The 19,840-nt window shown below is 74.5% G+C and carries 15 protein-coding genes; 6 read left to right on the forward strand and 9 right to left on the reverse strand.

Annotated features, from left to right (window positions below; translation table 11 throughout):
- Nucleotides 1-12 precede the first annotated feature (12 nt).
- Both DFJ66_RS39595 and DFJ66_RS39600 read left to right on the forward strand, forming a co-directional pair.
- Nucleotides 13-237: a hypothetical protein gene (locus tag DFJ66_RS39595; RefSeq protein ID WP_121229581.1), complete on the forward strand. Its 225-nt coding sequence runs from the start codon at nucleotides 13-15 to the stop codon at nucleotides 235-237.
- Between the two features lie 49 nt (nucleotides 238-286).
- The gene (locus DFJ66_RS39600; RefSeq protein WP_147459514.1) at nucleotides 287-1,165 is read left to right on the forward strand and encodes a hypothetical protein; all 879 of its coding nucleotides are present in this window, start codon (nucleotides 287-289) and stop codon (nucleotides 1,163-1,165) included.
- Here DFJ66_RS39600 and DFJ66_RS39605 read toward each other — a convergent pair.
- Nucleotides 1,152-4,376 (reverse strand): AfsR/SARP family transcriptional regulator, encoded by a 3,225-nt coding sequence (locus DFJ66_RS39605; protein WP_121229585.1) that lies wholly within the window; start codon nucleotides 4,374-4,376, stop codon nucleotides 1,152-1,154. The two genes, DFJ66_RS39600 and DFJ66_RS39605, sit on opposite strands and share 14 nt — an antisense overlap.
- A gap of 157 nt (nucleotides 4,377-4,533) precedes the next feature.
- On the opposite strand from DFJ66_RS39605, the gene DFJ66_RS39610 reads away from it, so the two are divergent.
- Entirely contained in the window at nucleotides 4,534-5,655 is a 1,122-nt protein-coding gene (locus DFJ66_RS39610; RefSeq protein ID WP_147459515.1) for a trypsin-like serine peptidase, read from the forward strand.
- Between the two features lie 178 nt (nucleotides 5,656-5,833).
- On the opposite strand, the gene DFJ66_RS39615 is transcribed toward DFJ66_RS39610, so the two are convergent.
- The 6 genes from DFJ66_RS39615 to DFJ66_RS39640 form a co-directional block, all read right to left on the reverse strand.
- A complete protein-coding gene (locus tag DFJ66_RS39615) occupies nucleotides 5,834-6,472 on the reverse strand; it encodes a hypothetical protein (RefSeq protein WP_147459516.1) in 639 nt (212 codons plus the stop codon).
- Nucleotides 6,469-8,619 (reverse strand): hypothetical protein, encoded by a 2,151-nt coding sequence (locus DFJ66_RS39620; RefSeq protein ID WP_121229592.1) that lies wholly within the window; start codon nucleotides 8,617-8,619, stop codon nucleotides 6,469-6,471. The genes DFJ66_RS39615 and DFJ66_RS39620 overlap by 4 nt, the downstream gene beginning before the upstream one ends.
- Nucleotides 8,620-8,780: 161 nt before the next feature.
- Nucleotides 8,781-9,332: a hypothetical protein gene (locus DFJ66_RS39625; RefSeq protein ID WP_121229594.1), complete on the reverse strand. Its 552-nt coding sequence runs from the start codon at nucleotides 9,330-9,332 to the stop codon at nucleotides 8,781-8,783.
- A 318-nt stretch (nucleotides 9,333-9,650) separates the two neighbouring features.
- Entirely contained in the window at nucleotides 9,651-12,719 is a 3,069-nt protein-coding gene (locus DFJ66_RS39630; RefSeq protein WP_121229596.1) for an AfsR/SARP family transcriptional regulator, read from the reverse strand.
- 75 nt (nucleotides 12,720-12,794) lie between these two features.
- Complete coding sequence (locus DFJ66_RS39635) at nucleotides 12,795-13,640, reverse strand: calcium-binding protein (RefSeq protein ID WP_147459517.1); 846 nt, start codon at nucleotides 13,638-13,640, stop codon at nucleotides 12,795-12,797.
- A gap of 101 nt (nucleotides 13,641-13,741) precedes the next feature.
- The gene (locus DFJ66_RS39640; protein ID WP_121229600.1) at nucleotides 13,742-14,578 is read right to left on the reverse strand and encodes a hypothetical protein; all 837 of its coding nucleotides are present in this window, start codon (nucleotides 14,576-14,578) and stop codon (nucleotides 13,742-13,744) included.
- A 494-nt stretch (nucleotides 14,579-15,072) separates the two neighbouring features.
- Between DFJ66_RS39640 and DFJ66_RS39645 the strand changes: the two genes are divergently transcribed.
- On the forward strand, nucleotides 15,073-16,164 hold the full coding sequence (locus DFJ66_RS39645; RefSeq protein ID WP_147459518.1) for a hypothetical protein: 1,092 nt from the start codon (nucleotides 15,073-15,075) through the stop codon (nucleotides 16,162-16,164).
- Nucleotides 16,165-16,366: 202 nt separating this feature from the next.
- Here the strand turns inward: DFJ66_RS39645 and DFJ66_RS39650 are convergent, their stop codons facing one another.
- Complete coding sequence (locus tag DFJ66_RS39650) at nucleotides 16,367-17,182, reverse strand: ABC-2 transporter permease (protein WP_121229604.1); 816 nt, start codon at nucleotides 17,180-17,182, stop codon at nucleotides 16,367-16,369.
- Nucleotides 17,182-18,042 (reverse strand): ABC transporter ATP-binding protein, encoded by an 861-nt coding sequence (locus DFJ66_RS39655; protein WP_397556266.1) that lies wholly within the window; start codon nucleotides 18,040-18,042, stop codon nucleotides 17,182-17,184. The genes DFJ66_RS39650 and DFJ66_RS39655 overlap by 1 nt, the downstream gene beginning before the upstream one ends.
- Nucleotides 18,043-18,141: 99 nt before the next feature.
- On the opposite strand from DFJ66_RS39655, the gene DFJ66_RS39660 reads away from it, so the two are divergent.
- The gene (locus tag DFJ66_RS39660) at nucleotides 18,142-19,191 is read left to right on the forward strand and encodes a sensor histidine kinase (RefSeq protein WP_170200002.1); all 1,050 of its coding nucleotides are present in this window, start codon (nucleotides 18,142-18,144) and stop codon (nucleotides 19,189-19,191) included.
- Nucleotides 19,188-19,832: a response regulator gene (locus tag DFJ66_RS39665; protein WP_121229608.1), complete on the forward strand. Its 645-nt coding sequence runs from the start codon at nucleotides 19,188-19,190 to the stop codon at nucleotides 19,830-19,832. Before DFJ66_RS39660 ends, DFJ66_RS39665 begins: the two co-directional genes overlap by 4 nt.
- The last annotated feature ends 8 nt before the right edge of the window (nucleotides 19,833-19,840 follow it).

Below are 19,840 nucleotides of genomic sequence, written 5' to 3' on the forward strand. Positions count from 1 at the left end.
GCGGGTGGGCGCGTGGCGGCCGCCTGCGCCGACGGCCTCGAACCGGGCCGAGTCGTCGCCGGGGAGGTCGCGACGACCGGCGCCAACGGCAAGCCGGTGACCGGACGCGTGAGCTCGGTCGGCGTGGACTGCCCGGTCCCGGCCGAACCGACCGCCGCGGCGCGGGGCACTGGCTCCGGCCCGCCGGAGCAGGACTTTAAGGCCACCGTAATCCCCGGCCGGATCGTGGCGCGGTGACGCGGCGGACCCTGCCGCGAGAAGCAGACCAGGGGGTTCGATGAACAGGATGACGTGGTGTCGGCGGGTCGCGGTGGTCGGACTCGTGGTCGCGGCGGCGAGCGTGGTGGTGGCGGGCGTGCGGGCCGACGTGGGCGCGCGGGCCGGGACGGGGGCGCGGGCCGAGGTGGGGGCGGCGAACGTCATCGTGCACCTGGTGGAGGCGATCAGCCCGGCCACGCCGTTCGCCAAGTCGGTGACCGCGTGGTGCCCGAGCGGCATGAAGGTGTACTCGGCGGGCGGCGCGCTGCGCGACTGGTCCGGGCAGGTCGTGATCGACGCCGTCCGGCCACTGCCCGACCTGTCGGGGGTCGTGGTGAGCGCCCGGCCGCTGTCCGACAGACCCGCCTGGGTGCTGGTCGCCCACGCCGTCTGCGCCTACGGCAACCCCGTGCTCGTCCGCAGCAACGAGTTCGGCGCGCTGGTCGACGCCAAGGAGCACTCGGTCTCCTGCCCCGTGCCCGGCAGCCTGACCGGCGTCACCGGCGAGGTCGTCGGCGCCGACCCCGACGACCCGGCGGCGCTGTACGGGCTCGTGCCCGACGAGAGCCTCACCACCGCCACCGCCAAGGCGTCCGGACCGGCCGACGCGTCCTGGACCGTGCAGGCGTACGCGATCTGCGACAAGGAGAAGGCCGGCTCGCTGGTGCGCGAGGTGGTGAAGATCCCGATGTCCGGCGAGCTCGAGCAGGAGGCCACCGCGACCTGCGCCGAGGGGTACGCGTACACCGGCGGTGGCGCCACGGCGTACGGCAACACGGGCGACGCGTTGACGGTCGGGCTGGTCTGGCTGCCGAACCCGGAGGCGGGCTCGATGACGGGCGTGGGCACGAAGGGCGCCAGCCCGTGGGGCATCGAGGCCTACGCGATCTGCTTCAAGAAGGGCTGAACCCCGCGGTGGACAGCGGCGCGGGATCGGGGAACGGGCTCGGCTCCACCCCGATCTCGCGCATCCGCGACACGTAGGCCCGGTAGCGGCGGCGCGCCTCGCCGTGGCTGCCCGACGCGGTCAGCGCGCGGACGAGCGCCAGGTGAGCGGTCTCGTCGTAGCCGTCACGCTCCAGCACCCGCAGGCAGTACCGGCTGGTGGCGACGTGGTCACCGGCGGCGGCGGTGTGCCGGGCCAGCGCCGAGGCGACCTGGAGGTAGGTGAGGCGGGCGTCTTCGCGCAGCCCGGCCGCCCACTCGGCGTAGGGGTCCTCCTCCAGGAAGTCGCCCGTGTAGGCGCTCTCCGCCGACGCGAGCGCCGTCACCGGACCGCCCGAGAGGCCCGCGCGGGCGTCGGCGAGGAACCTGATGACGTCCACGTCGACCACGGCCGGGTCCAACCGGACGTGCTCGTGGTCCGCCGCGATGCCGTGGCCGTCGCCCCGGTCCGGGTCGAGCACCAGCCGCGCCGTGGACAGCGCCACCGAGAACCGGTTGGCGACCCGCTCCGGCGGCTCGTCCGGCCACAGCACCGCCATGAGCGCCTCGCGGGTGGTCGGCCGCCCCTGACGGGCGACGAGGATCTTGACGAGGTCGCGGGCCTTCTTCGACTGCCAGGCCGTGGCGGGCACGACCTCGCCGCGGCGCAGCACCCGGAACCCGCCCAGGGTGCGGATCGACACCGCCGGGCCGGTCGACCGGCCGCACACCTCCGCCACCGAGGCGGCCTCCGCGACCAGCCCGCGCGCGCCGAGCCGAGCGGCGGCCTGCCCGGCCACGGTGACCAGCGCCAGGCCGTCCGCCCCGCCGAGCACCCGCGCCCTGGCGATCGACACCTCGATGCCGCCGACCGGGTTGCCGATCTCGGCCCACGCCGCCGCGGCCTGGTCCAGCAGCGACAACGCCTCCTCGCGGCCGGACGCGGCCCGGCCGAGCAGGTGCAGCGCCGCGGCGACGGCGGCCCGATCGCGCCGCCGCGCGGCCACCTCCCGGGCCTGACCCGCGTGGGCCGCGGCCACGTCCGGCTCGCCGCGCGCCAGCGCCACCCGTGCGGCGGCCAGCAACGCCGCCGGGTAGCCCAGACCGGTGCCGCAGGCCAACGCGCGGCGCACGAGGTCCTCGGCGGTCCGGGGCTCCTCCTCGGCCAGCACCCCGGCGAGCCCCGCGAGGGCGGGCACCAGCTGCGGCACGGCGTCGTTCTCCTCGGCCAGCCGCACGGCCTCGGTGAAGGCGTCCCGCGCCAGCGCCCGTTCGCCCCGCAGCCGGTGGACCTCGCCGAGCGACTCCAGCGCCAGGCTGGCCAGGCGCGAGCCCGTCCGGGTGTAGACCCGGCGCGCCGCGTGCAGGTCGGCCGCGGCCTCGTCCAGCCTGCCCAGGCCGAGCCACGCCGCACCGCGGTTGTTCAGCGCCAGCGCGCGGTAGCTGGTGAACCCGGTCAGGTCGGCCAGCCGCAACGCGGTCTCCAACTCCGCCAACGCCTCCCGGTGGTCCGCTTCGTGCACGAGGTGGGCCGACCGGTTGACCCTGATCCGGATCTCGGCCAGCACGTCCCCGGCGAGGTGCGCGTGCGTCAACGCCCGCGCGTAGTGGTCCGCGACCGCCGAGCGGTCGCCCTCCGCATCGGCGACCATGGCCAACACGGTGTGCGTGGCCGCCAGGGCCGCGTCGTCGCCCGCCCGCTGCGCCAGCTCCGTCGCGACGGCGACCTCGGCCCGGCTCGCGGCGACGTCGCCGCGCGCCCAGTGCGCGCTGGCGGCCAGGGCGTGCACCCTGGCCTCGGCCGCCGGGTCCGTCCCGGTGGTCGCGGACTCCGCGCACGCGGCGAGCGTCCGGTCCGGTGCGCCGCTGAAGTAGTGCATCGCGGCGATGCGGGCCGCCAGCGCGGCGGGCACGGTCGCACCCGGCGGGGTGGCCCGCCGCAGGCACGCCAGCGCCGGCCCCCACTCGCCCCGCACCTGGTGCGCCACCCCGGCCAGTTGCCAGGCGACCGGGTCGCGCTCGTCGGGCGGGATCCCGTCGACCGCGGCGATCACGGTGTCCGCCCCGCCGCGCTGGAGCAGTTCCTCGCCGTGCGCGGCCAGCAGCGCGGCGACGGCGCGGTGGTCGTCGAGCCCGGACAGCGCCGCGAGCGCCTCCGCGAGGTGTCCGCGGGCGGCCAGCCACGCGGCGGCGGTCGTGCCGAGCCGCCGCCGTTCGGCCGGGGACGGCGGGGTGCGGCCGGCGACGAACGCGCGCGCCAGCGGGATCAACCCCAGCCAGCCGGGGTGCGGGATCAGCCGTTCCACGAACAGGCCGCGCGCCAGCAGGTCGTCGAGCACCCGCGCGGCGTCGGCGAACCCGAGCGCGGCCAGCAGGTCGGCGTTGAACCGGTCGAACAGCGCGGCGGCGGCCAGCAGCTCGCGGACCCGACGCGGTTCCCGGTCGAACACCTCGTGGGCGAGGTAGTCGTACAGCGCGCGGTCGTGCGCCGTCGCCGCGGCCGGCGCGGGTTGCGCGGCCCGCGCGCCGACGGCCATCCGCACCGCCACCGGCCAGCCGCCCGACAGCCGGTGCACCTCGGCGGCGACGCGGTCGTCGTCCAGCAGCCGGCGGGTCTCGCCCTCGGTGAACGCCAGCTGCGCGGCGGTGATCTCCAGCGGACCGCCGAGCCCCGCCGCCCGCCGCACCGGGAACGGCGGTCGCTCCCGGCTCGACAGCACCAAGCGCAGCGCCCGCGGCGCCTGCAGGCACAACGCCTCCACCACCGCGCACGTCCGGTCGTCGCGGCCGATCACGTGGAGGTCGTCGAGCACGAGCAACACCTCCCGCACGCCCTCCGCGGCCTCGGCGACCGCCTGGCACAGGGAAGCGGCCAGCGCGTGCGCCCGGTCGACCCGACCGGCCTCGCCCGTGCCCTCGTCGTCGGCCAGCACGTCAGGCGGCCGGAACCGCAGCGCGGGCAGCACGGCGCGCAGGGCGGCGGCCAGGTTGGCCAGCAGCGGCTGGGGCGAGCGGTCCTCGTCGGTGAGCGTGTGCCAGGCGACCGGGGCCCGGCCGATCCACCCGGACAACAACGTGGTCTTGCCGTAGCCGGCGGGCGCCACGACCGTGGTGATCCGGCTCGAGCGCGCCGCCGCCACCAGGTAGTCCAAGCGCGGCCGAGCGAGGGTGTCCGCGGTCCCGGGCGTCGTCACACGCTATCCATGCCACACCCGCCCCGGCCCGTGCGGGCTCCACGGGCGAATCACCCGATGTGATCAGCCCGTGCCGCTTTATCCCGGCGCTAAGACCACTCGAAGGCGCGTGAGGAGCGTGGCGCACGACCACTCGGACCTGCCTTCGGAGGGCAACATGAGAAAGCGACACGTGTGGGTGCCGGCGGCGGTGGCGCTGCTGGCCGCCGCACTCGCGCCGGTGGTGACCACGTCGGTCGCCCGCGCGGAGGACCCGTGCGTCGACCGGCCCGCCACCGAGCTGGACCGGCGCCCCGACTGGCGCTGCGTCGGGCTGGCCACCTACGCCCCACCCGGCGCCGAACCGGTGGACCCCGCGCTGGGCGACGACGAAGCCGCGCGCCTGGACGTGCCACGGCCGGCGGAGTGGGAGCTGGGCGTGGCGGTCTCGCCCGACGGCCGGCTCTACCGCCAGACCGCGCTCCCGCCGCGCGGGCCGGAGGAGACCCGGCCGGTGAACCCGACGCCGACCGCGGGGACCGAGTCCCCGGCCGATGGCGACCTGGGCGTCCGGACCATCTTCGGCCCGGACGACCGGGTGCTGCGCTCGGCGACCACGAGCTACCCGTGGCGCACGGTGAGCTCCGTCTCGCCGCCCGCCTCCAGCACCTCGAACTGCTCGGGTTCCCTGATCGGGCCCCGCCACCTGCTCACCGCCGGCCACTGCATCCACCAGGGCGGCGGCGGAGACGGCAAGGGCTGGTTCCCCGACCGCAAGGTGGCGCCCGGCCAGAACGGGATCGGCACGTACCCGAACGGGCTGAAGAACTCGCCCTGGTACATCAGCGTGTCCGGCTGGTACGACCACGGCGACAAGGCGTTCGACTACGGCATGATCGTGCTGGAGGACCTGCGGTCCACCGCGACCCTGGGCTGGCTGGGATGGCGTTCCTACGGCCACTGGGGCGAGCACTGGACGGCCGGCTACCCCATCTGGTCCTTCTCCTGCGCCGCCTCGCCGTCACCGGACGGCCAGTGCGACAACTTCCAGTACGGCGGCCACGCCTCGACACAGCTCCTGGGCGTGAACGTGATCAAGACCCCCGTCGACGTCCAGGACGGGCAGAGCGGTTCGCCCGTCTACGAGACGACCGACGGCAGCCCGCAGGTGATCGGCGTCATCGCCTACCACGGCGTCACCGGCAACTGGGCGACGCGGGTCACCGCGAGCCGGGCGAACAACTTCTGCGCCTGGATCCACGCCCACCCCAGCGCCCACGCCGACCACGTCTGCGAGTAGGGCGAAACCGAGGGCGCGCCGCGGAACCACCCGCGGCGCGCCTTCGCCCGGGGTGACCGCGAAGCCGAAGTGGAGGAAGCCGAACACGGGACGGACCCACGGCAGGTGTTGTGCGGGTTCACCCGCGCCGTTCTCCTCGCGGATGTCGCAGGCCAAGACCAGGACGGTCGGAACCGGGTCAGCTGACCGCGGTCACGCGCAGCACGACGTGGCGGGGTCGGTCCACGTCGACGGTCACGGCGCGGTCGACCACCTCGACTTCGGCGCCGTCGACCCATGCCTGGTCGGTGATCCAGCTCGGCTCCGGTTCCATCCCGGGAGCGTTGGCCGCCATCGCGACGATGCGCTGGGCCGCCAGCCGCCACACGCCGGACTGGAGGGCGACCACGGTAGGGGTCTGGGTCAGGGGTCGGGCGGTGAAGCCGCCCGTGGTCACGCCGTCGACCGGTGCCCTCGTCGCCGCCAGCCACACCGGCGGGGCGTGGTGGACCTCGATCGGGTCGAGGACGAGTCGCAGGCCGGGGGGGACCTCGTCGGCACCCTCGATCTCGACGCGCACGTCCCACAGGGGGCCGCCGGTGGCGACGTCCAGGTCCAGGGGCAGTCCCGGGGTCGGCTCACCGCCGGCGAGGCCGATCGCCTGGTCGACGCACCGGGCCACCACCAGCGGCCGCGGCGGGAGGTCGGCGTCGATCTCGAACCCGCCGTCCCCACCGCTGACGGCGTGTGCGACGACCCGGCCGGCGTCGAGGTCGCACAGGCGCACCTCGCAGCCCGCCTGACCTCGACCCCCGTAGGTCACGGTTCCGCGTGTCATTGCGGGTAGAACCCCCATGCCGGGAAGCGGTGGACCAGCGCTCGGAAGTGCTCGGGACGCAGCCGAGAGGCGGCCGCCCCGTTCCCGGGCACGTTGACCCGGGGCGGGTCCGGGGCACCGGGTGCCGGCGCGGCGGTGTAGGAGAACACCACGGTCATGGTGTTCTCGTAGAGGACCTGGTTTCCTCTGACCAGGTAGTCGTGGAAGCGCACCCGGTGCTCGACCCGCCCGACCGGGGTGCTGGTGCCCCCGACGCCCCACAACCCGCCGGACCTGACGGGGGCGAAGGCTTCGGCCACCTGGGTCGCCACCGAACCGGGGCGGTCGACCATCATCGTCCTCCCCGCGGGACTGGCGGGGGTGCTCGGCGTCGTCGAGTGGCCGCCCCGGGTGCCGGCGGGGCTGAACCCGGCCGGGGCGCCCGCCGTCACCGGCGACTCGTAGAACGGGAAGCTGTTCGAGAACGTGTCGATGTACCAGTGCTCCGCGCCCGGCCTGCTGTACTCGACGTTCCCCGGCTGGCCCTGGTGGACCAGGCCGCTGGTCGGCACGAAGTAGCCGAGGCTCGCGCCGCCGGTGTCGAACCGCTCCATCTCCCGGGAGATGAACTGGAGCCACCCGGTCTGCTCCGCTTGCGCCCCCTGGTAGTCCAGGGCGTACCAGTCGGGGGTGCCCGTGCCGGCACCGGTCCCGGGCGCGACCTGGGAGTAGGTGGTGACCGACCCGCCCGGCACCGCCACGGCGGGACCGGCGCCGCCGGTGGCGAACGGTTGGGGGTCCGCGGGCCGCGCCGGGGCGCCGGCCTGGGCTTGCCGAGCTGTGTAGAGCAGGATGCGGCGGACCCGATGGGTGTCGTCGCCGAACACGCGCTGTGACGCCGCCTGCGCCGCGGTCACCGCGGTCGGTCCCCCGACCGCCTGGACGCGTTGCGCCCTGGCGGCGAGGTCGGCGTCGTTGTAGGCGCCGAGCAGCCGCACCACCCGGTCCCATCGGTCCGCCTGCGCGGGACTGCCCACGGCCTGGCTGATCGCGGCTTCGTAGTCCTGGCCGAGCTTCTCCACCCTGCGGGCCTCGACCAGCGGGTAGAGGGGGCCGCCGCCCGACCGCAGGGTGTCGGCGAGCGCGGTGACCTGCGGCAGGTGGAACCACTGCAGCCGCTGCCGCCGCGCGGTGTCGTCGGGGTAGCGCCCGAGCACGCCGGCGACGGCCGGCCAGTCCGACCGGGCGATGGCGTCGCGCAACTGCCGGTCGAACCCCTCGACGCGGATGAGACCCGCCTGCGGTTCCCGGCCGAGGTGGACCACGACCCGGTGGATGCCCTCTCGGGTGGCGGCGGTGTTGATGTCGAACAGTTGCGGGGCGGTGAGCGGTGCCACCGCGGCGGGGAGGTCGGTCCCGTTGAGCGCGTTGAGCATGCGCGCCGCCACCGGGGGGTCGACGGCCCGGCCGGGCAGGGCGGCGGCGATGTCGGCCGACCGCTCGGCGACCACCACCCGGATCCGGGCCGCCACCGGCAGGTGGGCCGCTTCGGCCGCCTGCAGGAGGTGGACGCCCTCCCACCACCCCAGCCGGCGGAGGTTGTCCGGCACCCGCTCGGCCCCGTCGGGATAGTCCTCGAGGGTGTGGGCCGCGGCCGGCCACTCGCCGCTGCGCACTTGCCGTGCCAGGTCGATCGGCCCCCGGATGCGGACCGCGGCGCTGCCGTTGACCACCGCCGCGGCGTGGAGGCCGGTCCGCTGCGCCTCCGTGTAGCGGGTGATGCGGACGTCGATGTCCGCCTCGGTGAAGCCGTTGAGGATCCTCGCCGCGTCGGTGAACTCGTTGATCCCCAGGTGCTCGGTGATGGCGCGGTCCATGTCGGCGGTGTCGCCCGGGCGAGGAGGTCGGACCGGGGTGCCGCCGGGACGCTCGACGGCGCCGGCTTCCGGCGGCCCGGCCGTGTCGCCGTCGAGGCCGTCGCGCTGGACGGTGGGCCCGCTCAGCAGTGCGCACACCGCGCTGTTCCCCGCCGCCCGCTGCATGTGGAGCAGCCCGATCGGGTTCCGGGCGGGACTCCCGGTCCGGTGCCGTTCGCCGTGGTCGACGGCGTGGCGCGACGAACTCGTCCGTCGGCTCCGTTCCGCCGCGAACTCCACGGTGACCTCCACTCCCGACACGGTCGAGGCTACCCAGTTCCCGCTGCCCGAACGGGCGGCCTTTCGTCCCCCGGTACCTGCCCGACTCGATCGCCCGCGCCGAGGAGCATCCGCACACCCCCGGTCCACAGTGGCCGGGGGTGTCCGTTGAACAGGCGGATTTCCCAGCGTGGTCAGCGGAAGGTGATTTCGCCTGCCGCCGAGGCGGACTTCAAGCCGAACGGGCACCGGGAGAGGTCGCTGGTCGGGTGGCCGTCGGCGGTGGCGGTGCGGCCGGGGAGGACCTGGCTGTCGTCGGTGGTGCGCCCGATCAGGGGACGGTCCAGGTCGTCGATGACGAGCCTGGTGGTGCCGAGGCGTTGTCCGGACTGGTTGTCACCGCCGTACCAGGTGATGTCCACCGTCCCGCGCCCCGAGCCGACCTGCGTGCACGAGGTCTCGGTCGCCGAGCCCGACACCTCCACCCGCGCGGACTTGAGGTGGGGGTGGGATCCGTCCAGTGAGGCGCAATGGTCCAGGGTGCCGCTGCCTGTCGCCTTGATGTGCTTGGCCTGCCAGTTGACGCTCGGGCTGAACTGGACGCTGACCTCTCCGTGGCACACCAGGCTTTCCGCCGTGGTGTCGGCCGACATGCGTTCCCGGTAGTCGTTGCACGCCACGGCCGCGGTGAGCGCGACGGCGGCGATGGGGACGGTGATCCGACGGTTCGACCAGTTGACGTTCATCGCAGTCTCCTCGGTGTCGGGGTGTTCGCGTTGTTCGCGGCGGCGACGCGCCGGGCATCGACACCGTGACGTCACCCACGACCGCACCCACGAGATTGCCTCGACGAACCCGTGTCGGCGCGTGCTGTCACCGGTTGGAGAGACATTCCGCCCGGCGCGGTCCCCAGTTCACCGCCCGTGTCACGGCTCGTCCTCGGCACGCTCGCTCGATCGGGAGACCCGACCAACCCGGACAGGTCGCCGTCGAAGCGCTCGCCACCACTGTCCGGCGCACCACCTCCACCCGTTCAGCGCGGTTGCGTGACGCAGCACCGGCGGTCACCCCGGTTCGGCGGCCACCACGTCCTGGACGGAGCGGGCCGCGCCGCGGGCGAGTGCCGCGTGACGCCGTTCGCCGAGCCGCTCGACCAGGGCCGCGCGCACCTGCTCGAGCGCCGGCACGTCCACGGCGGGCACGGGCACGCCCAGTTCGTCGCGCAGGGCGGCGGCGAGGCCGGTCAGCTCGGCGGCGCGGACCGCGTCGCCCAGCGCCAGGTGCGCCGCCGCCATCGCGTCCAGCACCGCGGTCTGCCGCCACCGGTCGCCGACCTGCCAGTGCGCCGACAGGCTGCGGCGGAGCCGGGTCAGCGCCGACGTGGCCCGTCCGGTCCGCAGGTCGACCAGGCCGAGCAGGTGCGCGGCCCAGGCGATGCCCTCGCCGAAGTCCAGTCCGGTGAACACCGTCAGCGCCTGTTCGGCGAGCTCGCGTGCCCGCTCGTCCTGTCCGCGGTGCAGGGCGACGAAGGCCAGGTGCACCCGGACCGAGGCGGTGTTCTCCGGGTCGTCCAGCCGGTCGTAGTGGCGCAGCGCCCGTTCCAGCAGGGGCTGCGCGGTGTCCAGGGCGCCCGCGAGCCAGGAGGCGAACCCGGTCATCTGGAGCACGTCGGCCTGGCCGGGTTCGTCGCCCGCGTCCCGGTGCACGAGCATCGCCTCGGCGTAGTGGGCGGTGGCCCGCGCGTACTGACCGCGTTCGCAGGCGATCGACCCCAGCAGCCGCAGGCAGCGGGCCGCCGCCGAGGTGTCCCCGGCCGCGCGGTGACCTGCCAACGCCGCGCCCGCGAGCCGCGCGGCCTCGGCGTAGGAGCCCTGGAAGTAGGTGAGGGACGCGGCGGCGAGCACGGCCGGTGCGCGTTGCGCCGCGGTCAGGTCCTCGCGCCGGTCCAGCGCTTCCAACAGCCAGCGGCGGCCCTCGGCGTACCGCCCGCGCAGCCGGCAGTAGCGGGCCAGCGCGACCGCCAGCTCCAGCTCGTCGGGGCTGCGCGTGGCGGCGAGCCAGGCCAGCGCGGCCCGGAGGTTCCCGTGGTCGGCGGCGAGGCGGTCCAGCCAGTGCGGCGCGTCCGGTCCGCGCAGCCGGCGATCGGTGTCCCGGGCACGGGCCAGGTAGTGGGCGGCGTGCCGGTCGCGGGCCGCGCGGTCCTCGGCCGGTGCGGCGGCCAGCCGACCGGCCGCGTGGTGGCGCAGCGTCTCCAGCAGCCGGTACCGGGCGCGTCCGCCGCGGCGGTCCACCACGACCAGGGACTTGGCCTCCAGCTCGGCGAGCGCGTCGAGCGCGGTGGCCGTGGTCTCGCGCCAGACGTGCGCGGCGGCGTCGAGCGTCCAGCCGCCGGTGAAGACCGCGAGCTGCCGGAACCACGGCCGGGCGGCCGGGCGCAGCCCCGCGTAGCTCCAGGCCACGGTGGCCTCCAACGCGCGGTGGTGCGGCCGGCCGTGCGCCGGGCCGCCTCGCAGCGTGCCGGGTTCGCGCAGGCGTTCGGCGATCTCGGTCATGGTGAGCACGGTGGTGCGGGCGGCGGCCAGTTCCAGGGCCAGCGGCAGGCCGTCGAGGCCGGCGCAGATCGCGGCCACCGCCGGCGCGTCGGCGTCGGTCAGGTCGCGGACCGCGGGCAGCGCCGCGCGGGCCAGGAACAGCCGGACCGCGTCGGAGCGGCGCAGCTGCGCCAGCGTGCGGACCCCGGGGTCCGGCACCGGCAGCGGGCCGACCGGCCACACCGTCTCACCGGCCACGCCCAGCGGTTCGATGCTGGTCGCGAGCACCCGCAGCCCCGGGCAGGAGCCCAGCAGGGTGGCGACCAGCTCCGCGCACCCCTCGCGCAGGTGCTCGCAGTTGTCCAGCACCAGCACCAGGTCCCGTGACCGCAGGGCGCGCACGAGGGCCGCCGGGGTCGGGTCGTCGCGCACGCCGACCGCCTCGCACACCGCGGCGGGCAGCAGGTCCGCGTCGGACAGGGCGGTGAGGTCGACGAAGGCGACCGCCTCGGCGCGGGCGACGGCGGTGGCCACCGCGATGGCCAGGCGGGTCTTCCCGCTGCCGCCGACGCCGGTGAGCGTGGTCAACCGGCGTTCGGCGAGCAGGTCGACCAGTCCGGCGATGTCGGCTTCACGGCCGACCAGGTTGGTGACGGGCACCGGGATGCGCGCCGCACCGCTCACCACGGGATCGCTGACCACGTGATCGCTCGCCGCCGGGGTCTTGCGCACGGCGTCGCCGCTCGTCGAGGCGTTGCCGACCGCCGGGGCGTTGCCGACCGCCGGGGTCTCGTGCACGGCGTCGTCGCCGACTGCCGGGGCGTTGCCGACCGTCGAGGTGATCACCGGGCCGGTGGGCGCGTCGTCGGCGAGGATCGTCGCCTCCAGCCGCCGCAACGCGGGCCCCGGCCGCACCCCCAGCTCCGCCGCCAGCACCGCGTGCGCCCGCCGGTAGGCCGCCAGCGCGTCGGCCCGCCGGCCGTCCCGGTACCGGGCGAGGACCAGCAGTTCCCACAACCGCTCCCGCAGCGGGTGCCGCACGACCAGCGCCTCCAGTTCCGCGCCGACCGCGCGGTGCCCGCCCAGCGCGAGGTCGGCCGCGCACAACTGCTCCACCACCTGCAACCGCAGCTCGTGCAACCGGTTGACCTCCGCCCGCGCCCACTCGCCCACCGCGCAGTCGACCAGCACGTCACCGCGCCACAGGTCCAGCGCCGCCCGCAACCGCCGCGCCGCGACCTCGGGCGGCTCGTCGTGGTCGGCCTTGACCAGCCGGGTGAACCGGTCCACGTCGAGCTGGTCGGGCGCCGCGGTCAGCACGTACCCCGGCGGCCGGGTGCCGACCACCGCGCCCAGCCCGCCCGCGTCCAGCGCCCGCCGCAGGTGCGCGACGTGCGAGTGCAGGGTGCGCAACGCCGACCGCGGCGGCCGCTCGTCCCACAGCCCGTCGATCAGGGCCTCCCGCGGCACCACCTGCCGGGCGCGCAGCGCCAGCAACCCGAGCAGGGCCCGCCGCATCGGCCGGTCGATCGGGACCGCGCCGTCGGCGCCCACGACCTCCAACGGGCCGAGCACCCGGATCTCGAAGTTCGGTGTGCGCATCGCGCGGTGGTCGCTCCTCTCCGGCGTTCCGCTCGGAGGAGGCGCGACCACCGCGGGAAATACACCCCGGCGGCCTCAGGGGAGCAGTTCGCAGGCCGCCGTCGTCCCGCCGCCGGGTCCGACGTCGCAGGTGTCGACCTGCGGCCCGCCGTCGAGCAGGTCGAACCCGGCGCCACCGACCAGCACGTCCGCCCCGCCCAGGCCGGACAGCCGGTCGTCGCCGGGCCCGCCCACGAGCGTGTTGGGCGCGCCGGACCCGACGAGGGTGTCGTCGCCCGCGCCGCCGACGAGGTGTTCCACCGATCCCAGGATGGTGTCGTGCTCACCCGGCGCGCCGTCGTCGCCGGGTGAGCCGTCGAGGTCGGCCACCACGCCGTTGACGCGTTCGGCGTAGCTGACCACGTCGACGTCCGCCGCGCCGTCCAGCAGGTCGGCACCCGGCCCGCCGGTCAGCACGTCGTCGCCGAGACCGCCGTACAGCACGTCGTTGCCGGGCCCGCCGTCGAGGACGTCGTCCCCGGCGGAGCTGTTGAGCTGGTCGTTGCCGGCGCCGCCGAGCAGGTGCACCGACATCGGGTCGCGGACGTCGAGCGAGTCGTCGCCGTCCCGGCCGTCCAGCACGACCGCCGTGACCCCGCCGAGGTCGCAGATCACCTGGTGCTCGTCGGCCCGGGCGGGGCTGTCCACGCACCCGCGCCCCACCAGGTCCAGCGCACCGGCCCTGTCCTCGACGCGCACGCGCCCGGCGTCGAGGGTCTCCACCTTCAACTGGTTGTCCACCCCGTCGTAGGCGGTGAAGCTCAGGACGCCGTCGACCACCCCCAGCGCGCCCACGGCGGCGTCGCCGGCGGACGCGACGCCCGGTACCAGGGGGAGGACTGCCAACGACGCGGCCAACACCGCGATGCCCCATACGCGCACTGCGCTCTCCTGTCGTCTTGGGGACGATGTGCGGCGCAGGACAGCAACCGCCGGTTGCCGTCCGGTTGCCGCGAGGGCACCCGGACGGCGGTCCGAGCGGCTCAGCCGCAGATGCCGTAGACCATCACGCCCCAGGGCGGCGGTGCGGCGCCGAACGCCTTGTTGCCCCGAGCCACCGCCGTGTTCACGTCCGAGGCCTGCGCCATGTCCAGGTAGACCGACCCGCTGCCCGGGGCGACCTCCCCGCCGGCGCTGTAGAGCGCCTGGCCGGCTTCGCACGTCACGTTCGCCGATTTGGTCGCGGCGGGACCGGCCGGCGCGGGCCACTGGATCAACTGGCCGGTGACGTTCGCGCACACGGCGAACGCGGTGACGCTCCACTCCCCGGGGTGGCGGCCGGGGATGACCGAGCCGCGCGCGGTGACCGACTTGAGGCTGGTGGAGGGCGCCACCTTGTCCAGCACCACGTCACCGCCGCCGTTGTTGATCCGGCCACCCATGCCGATCACGTTCTTGGTGCCGCAGTCGACGGTGACGACCGACCCGCCGATCGGGCCGGTCACCGCCACCACGTCCCACCCGGCGGGCGGGGTGGCGCACAGGGTCGCCACGGTCATCCGCCAGGCGATGCCGGTCAACTGGGCCTCGATCATGGTGGCGGTGAAGCCCTTGCCGTCGTCCCGCGGTTCGAGCCGCTCGATGGCGATGTAGCCCTGGACGGCCGCGGACGGCGCGGTCAGGTGGGCGCCGCCCCCGGTGACGACCGTGCCCAGCGGACAGGTCACCGTGACGGTCTTGGTCGAGCTGTCGGCCAGGGTCGTGATCGCCGCGCGCACGTGTCCCGGCGGGTCCGCCGCCGCCGGCGCCGCGGCACCGAAACCCGCGACCGCACACGCGGCCAGGATCACCAGGACCCGCGCCGCTCTCGTGATGGGCATGGGAACACCCCTTCATCCGGGCGGCCGCACCACGGCGGTCGGCCGCACACCCGGACTGTGGGCGGCGGGCGTTGCCGACCGCCTGCCGTCCGGTTGCCGCCCGCGCGGTCGGTGGTCAGCGGCCCGCGCCGGCGCGGGGGATCGAGCCGTAGGTCGGGTTCCGGGCCACCTGCCCGGCTATCGCTGCCGCCTGGGCGTCGGCCGACCCGAAGATCGACGAGCGGCAGGTGCTCATGGCGACCCGCGACCGCGAACCTCGTCGCGACCTGCCCGCCGCATCACCGTCCACAAGGGACTGACAGCCGGTCGTGGCGAGCCTGTCGGGCGGAACCGGTTCGGGCTCGACGGGGTGGCGCGGTCCACGCGACCCGCTCGGCTCGCCGTCCGGCCCGGTCGCGCTCCCGGCCGACCGCCAACGGGCCGGCAAGATGACTTCTTCTCGCTTTTTGGGGCTGCGGAAGGGGCTCGCCGTCGTTGGCGCCTAGTATCCCACCGTGGACGACCAAGCCGACAGACGTGCGCCCGGCAGGGGCGCGGGTGTGCGTGGGGCGATCGGTGCGACTCTCGGAGCAGTCGCCGCAGGGCTGCTGGGGTTGTTCACCGAAGGCCTGGGCGGGCCCGCCACCGCGATCCTCACCATCGCGGGAACCCTGCTGGGCTGGGGCCTGGAAGCGTTGTTCGAGAAGGACAAGCGCCGCGCGGCGACTGTCGTCACCCTGCTGTCCGTGCTCGTGATCGGTGCCGTCCTCTACGTCAACGTCTGGCGCAAGGCGCCGACCGGGGACGGACTCGCCCAGGCCCCTCCGCCCACGGCGGGCACCACGGCACCGGCTCCGAACGCGGACCCGGATGCCGGGACGAGCCCGCCGCCGGCGCAGCCCACGAGCGGTGCCGAGCCGAGCGGTGACACCATCCCCGTGCCCACCGGCCGCCCACCCGGGCCGATCGCGTTCACCTGGCTCACCGACGCCGTGCGGATCTCCCACGTCGCGCCGAAGATCCTCGCCTTCCCCCGAGGGCAGGTCGGCAACGGCCAACAGGTCGACATCTCGTTCGACAACCTCAGCACCGGCGCGGTCGAGTTCGACGTGTTCGACCCCGGCGGCAGCACGTTCATGGGGTGGTCCCGAGGTGCCCCTTCGTACTCCTTCTCGGTCTCCTACATCTTCAACCCGCCCACCACCGGTTCCTACCTCCTGCGCATCCGCGACAAGGAAACCGGCGCCGCCGCCGAGACCAGCGTCCACCTGGAGGCGAGTTCGGCCGGTCCCTACGTCGTCGAAGCGCCCGGTTCGGCCGACGCCGCGGTCTCCGCGGTCGCCACCGGGAAGGGGTGCGACACGGAAGGGACCTCGATCGTCGTCGAGTACACCGGCGTCGCCCCCGGCGACACCTACGTGCTGACCACGCCCGACGGGCAGCACATCCGCGGCGGCGTGTCGCCCGACTCGGTCGGGCACGCCATCGACGGTCACGTCCTGCGAAGCGATCGCTGCACCGGGACGAGCGTTCCCGGCTTCCGGGTCGAACTGCACTCGGCGGGTGGCGCGATCCGCACCTCGGACGACTTCGCCGTCCCCAACTGACCGGCGCGGCGCACCGCTCGGCCCGTCCTCGAACCCACCGGCTACCGCTACGGCACGGACCGCGCCGCCGCCGTGCCGGTCAGGTGCGCTACCGGCTGACCGCGGACGCGGGCTGGCAATCAGCGGTCGACCCAGGACCGCACGACCGCGACTACCCCCGGAAGTCGCAGTCGTGCTCGCCGTCACCCGGGCTGCCGTGGCCCTACACCAGGTCGCGACGCACCTTCAGCACCGTCGCCGCTCCCACGAACGCCACCACGTAGCCGACGAGGAACAGGGCGGCGGTGGTTCCGCTCAGGTCGGTCAGGACGCCGGGAGCACCGGATCCGCCGACCGCGCCGGCCAGGTTGCCCGCCGAGCCGCCGGGCAGGACCTTCGTGAGGTCTTCCACGGGCCCGAGCAGTGAACCGACGCCGCGCAACAGGTTCTCGGTGACGATCGCCCACATCAGCCCGAGGCCGACGGCCAGCGCGGGGCCCTTGGTGATCACGCCGAGGAACACGCCGAACCCCGTCCACATGGCGGCGATGAGCAGGGACGCCGCCAGCGGCTCCAGCACGCCGATGCCCGGCAGGCCCCAGTCCCAGCCCTCCAGCGACGCCACCGTGATCGCCGCGCCCAGGTTCACCACGAACGTCAGCGCGACCAGCAGCACCACGATCACCGCGAGCGCGCCCAGGGTGCCCGCCATCGCGGAGGTCCGGCGCGGGCCGGCGGTGAGCGTGGTCTTCCAGGTGCCCCAGCCGTAGCCGCTGCCGATCGCCAGGGCGGCCAGCACCAGGATGATCGCGCCACCGAACATCGGCAGGCCGCGCACGACGGCCGCACCGACGTTCTCCGGCTGCATCGCGCTGATCAGCTGCTGCTGCGAGAGGTCACGGGTGTTGGTGCCGCCGTTCAGCGCCAGGTAGTTGAACACGTAGCCGAACGTCAGCGTCATCACCAGCCAGACGCCGATCAGCACCCACGTCGCCGGCCACTTCCACAGCCGCAGCAGTTCCGCCTTGACGCTGCCCATCACGCCACTCCCGTCATCTCGAAGAAGACCTCTTCCAACGTCCGGCGCAGCGGTCGGACCTCCTGCACGTCCACGTCGGCGTGGACCAGCGCCCGCACCAACGACCCCGCGTCCGCCTCACGCACGTGCAGCACATCGCCGTGCAACGAGCTGCCCTCGATGAGCGCGTGCGCCTTCCGGATCGGGTCGGCGCGGATCAGCAGCACGGTGTCGCCGCGCAGCTGCTCGACCGTGCTCTCCGCGACCAGCCGCCCCCGCGAGATGACACCCACCCGGTCGCAGATCTCCTCGACCTCGCCGAGCAGGTGGCTCGACAGCAGCACCGTCTGCCCCTGGGCCGCGAGCGCCCGCACCAGGTCGCGCATGTCGGCCATACCCGCCGGGTCGAGGCCGTTGGTCGGCTCGTCCAGGATCAGCAGCTGCGGCCGGCCGAGCAGGGCGGCGGCGACACCGAGCCGTTGCTTCATGCCGAGCGAGTACCGGCGGAACTTCTCGTTCGCGGCACCCACGAGGTCGACCTGCTCCAGAGCGGCCTCGACGTGCGTCTTGCCGACCCCGCGGCGCGCCGCGTGGACGCGCAGGTTGTCGCGGCCGGACAGGTACGGGTAGAAACCGGGCCCCTCGATCAGGGAACCGACCTCGAGCAACGCCTTGGGCGTGCCCGGTGCCTCGCCGAGCACCGTGGCCGAGCCGCTCGTGGGCTTCACGAGCCCCAGCAGCATGCGGATCGTGGTCGTCTTGCCCGCGCCGTTCGGACCGAGGAACCCGTAGACCTCGCCCCGCCGCACGGACAGACTGACCTCGTCCACCACGGCGCGGTCGCCGTAGCGCTTCGTCAGCTTCTCCGTCGTCACGATCATGGGTCCGATCGTGTTCCCTTGGACCGCCGGGGTCGTCCGCTGCGGAGCGTCATGAAGATACGCAGATCTGCGTACGCCCCCGGTCGTATCGTCAGCGGCATGCGGATGAAGTGGCAGGACGTGGCGCTGGCGGTGGCGCTGTTGTTCTTCGGTCTTGTGAGCACGCGGTTCGCCGCGCGTCTGCAAGGAGCGGAGGCGCTCGACGTGTTCGCCTACCTGCTCATCGCGGTGGCGGCGGCGGGCCTGCTGTTCCGCTCGGTCCGTCCGCTGTGGACGTTCGGGATCACCACCGCCGCCATCGCCGGGTACCTGGCGATGGGATATCCGTTCGGGCCGATCCTGATGAGCGGCGTCGCCGCCGTGTACGCGATGGCCGTCTACTCGACCGTCGAGCTGACCGCCGGATGCGCCCTGCTGTACGCGCTGGCGGTCCTCCCGTGGTGGCACGACTCGGTGAGCTCGTGGATCACCTGGTCGGCGGGCTGGATCCTGCTGCCCGCCGCGGCCGGTGTGCTGGTGAAGCTGCGCCGGCGGTCCGCTGTGGACGCTCGCGAGCACGCCGTCGTCTCCGAACGGCTGCGGCTCGCCCAAGAGGTGCACGACGTCGTGGGCCACGGCCTGTCCGTGATCGCGATGCAGGCGGGCGTAGCTCTCTACGTCTTGGAGACGGACACCGCCAAAGCGCGTGCTTCTTTGGAGGCGATCCGAGATACCAGCAAGGAGGCCCTGGAGAGCCTTCGGTCCGAAGTGGACACACTGCGCGGATCGGCGCCACTGCGGCCGTCGATCTCGCTCGCCGACATCCCGGCGCTGGCGACGCGGATGCGCGAGGCGGGACTGGAGGTGTCGGTGGAGGTCGACGAGGTGGAGCTGCCGGACAACCACCAGCTCGCCGTCTACCGGATCGTGCAGGAGTCGCTGACCAACGTGCTGCGCCACGCCTCCCCGGGCGTCACGGCGTCGGTCCGCGTCTACGCCGTGCGCGGTTCCCTGGTCGTCGAGGTCGCCGACACCGGCACCCCCGACTCGTACGTCGAGGGCCACGGCATCACGGGCATGCGCGCACGGGCCGAGGCACTGGGCGGCACGCTCGAAGTCGACGGATCGCGCGGCTTCAAGGTGACCGCCCGGATACCGTTGCCGGCATGATTCGCGTGGTGGTGGCCGACGACCAGCCGCTGGTCCGGATGGGACTGCGGACGTTGATCGAGACCGAGGACGGCGTGCAGTTCGCCGGCGAGGCCGCCAACGGCCGCGAGGCCCTGTCGCTGATCCAGTCGGTGCGGCCGGACGTGGTGTTCCTCGACATCCGCATGCCGGTGCTGGACGGCCTCGAGGTGCTGCGCCGCGTCTCGGCCGACCCCGCCTGCGCCGGTGTGAAGATCGTCGTGCTCACGACCTTCGACCTCGACGAGTACGTGTTCGAGGCGCTGCGGACGGGCGCGTCCGGGTTCCTGGTGAAGGACTCCGACCCGACCGACCTGCTGCGCGCCGTGCACGTGGTCGCCGATGGCGGTTCGCTGCTCTCGCCGTCCGTGACCCGCCGGGTGATCGACCGGTTCGCGTCCGGGGCGTCGGCGAGGCCCGTGCCGCATCTCGACAAGCTGACCGAGCGCGAGCGGGAGATCATGCGGCACGTCGCGTCCGGCGCGTCGAACGACGAGATCGCCGCGACGCTGGTGATCTCGCCCGCGACGGTGCGCACGCACGTGTCGCGGGCGATGGTGAAGCTGGGCGCGCGCGACCGTGCCCAGCTCGTCGTGTTCGCGGTGCAGTCCGGCTTGACGTGACTCGAACG

The sequence above is a fragment of the Saccharothrix variisporea genome (assembly GCF_003634995.1).
Lineage (GTDB): Bacteria > Actinomycetota > Actinomycetes > Mycobacteriales > Pseudonocardiaceae > Actinosynnema > Actinosynnema variisporeum.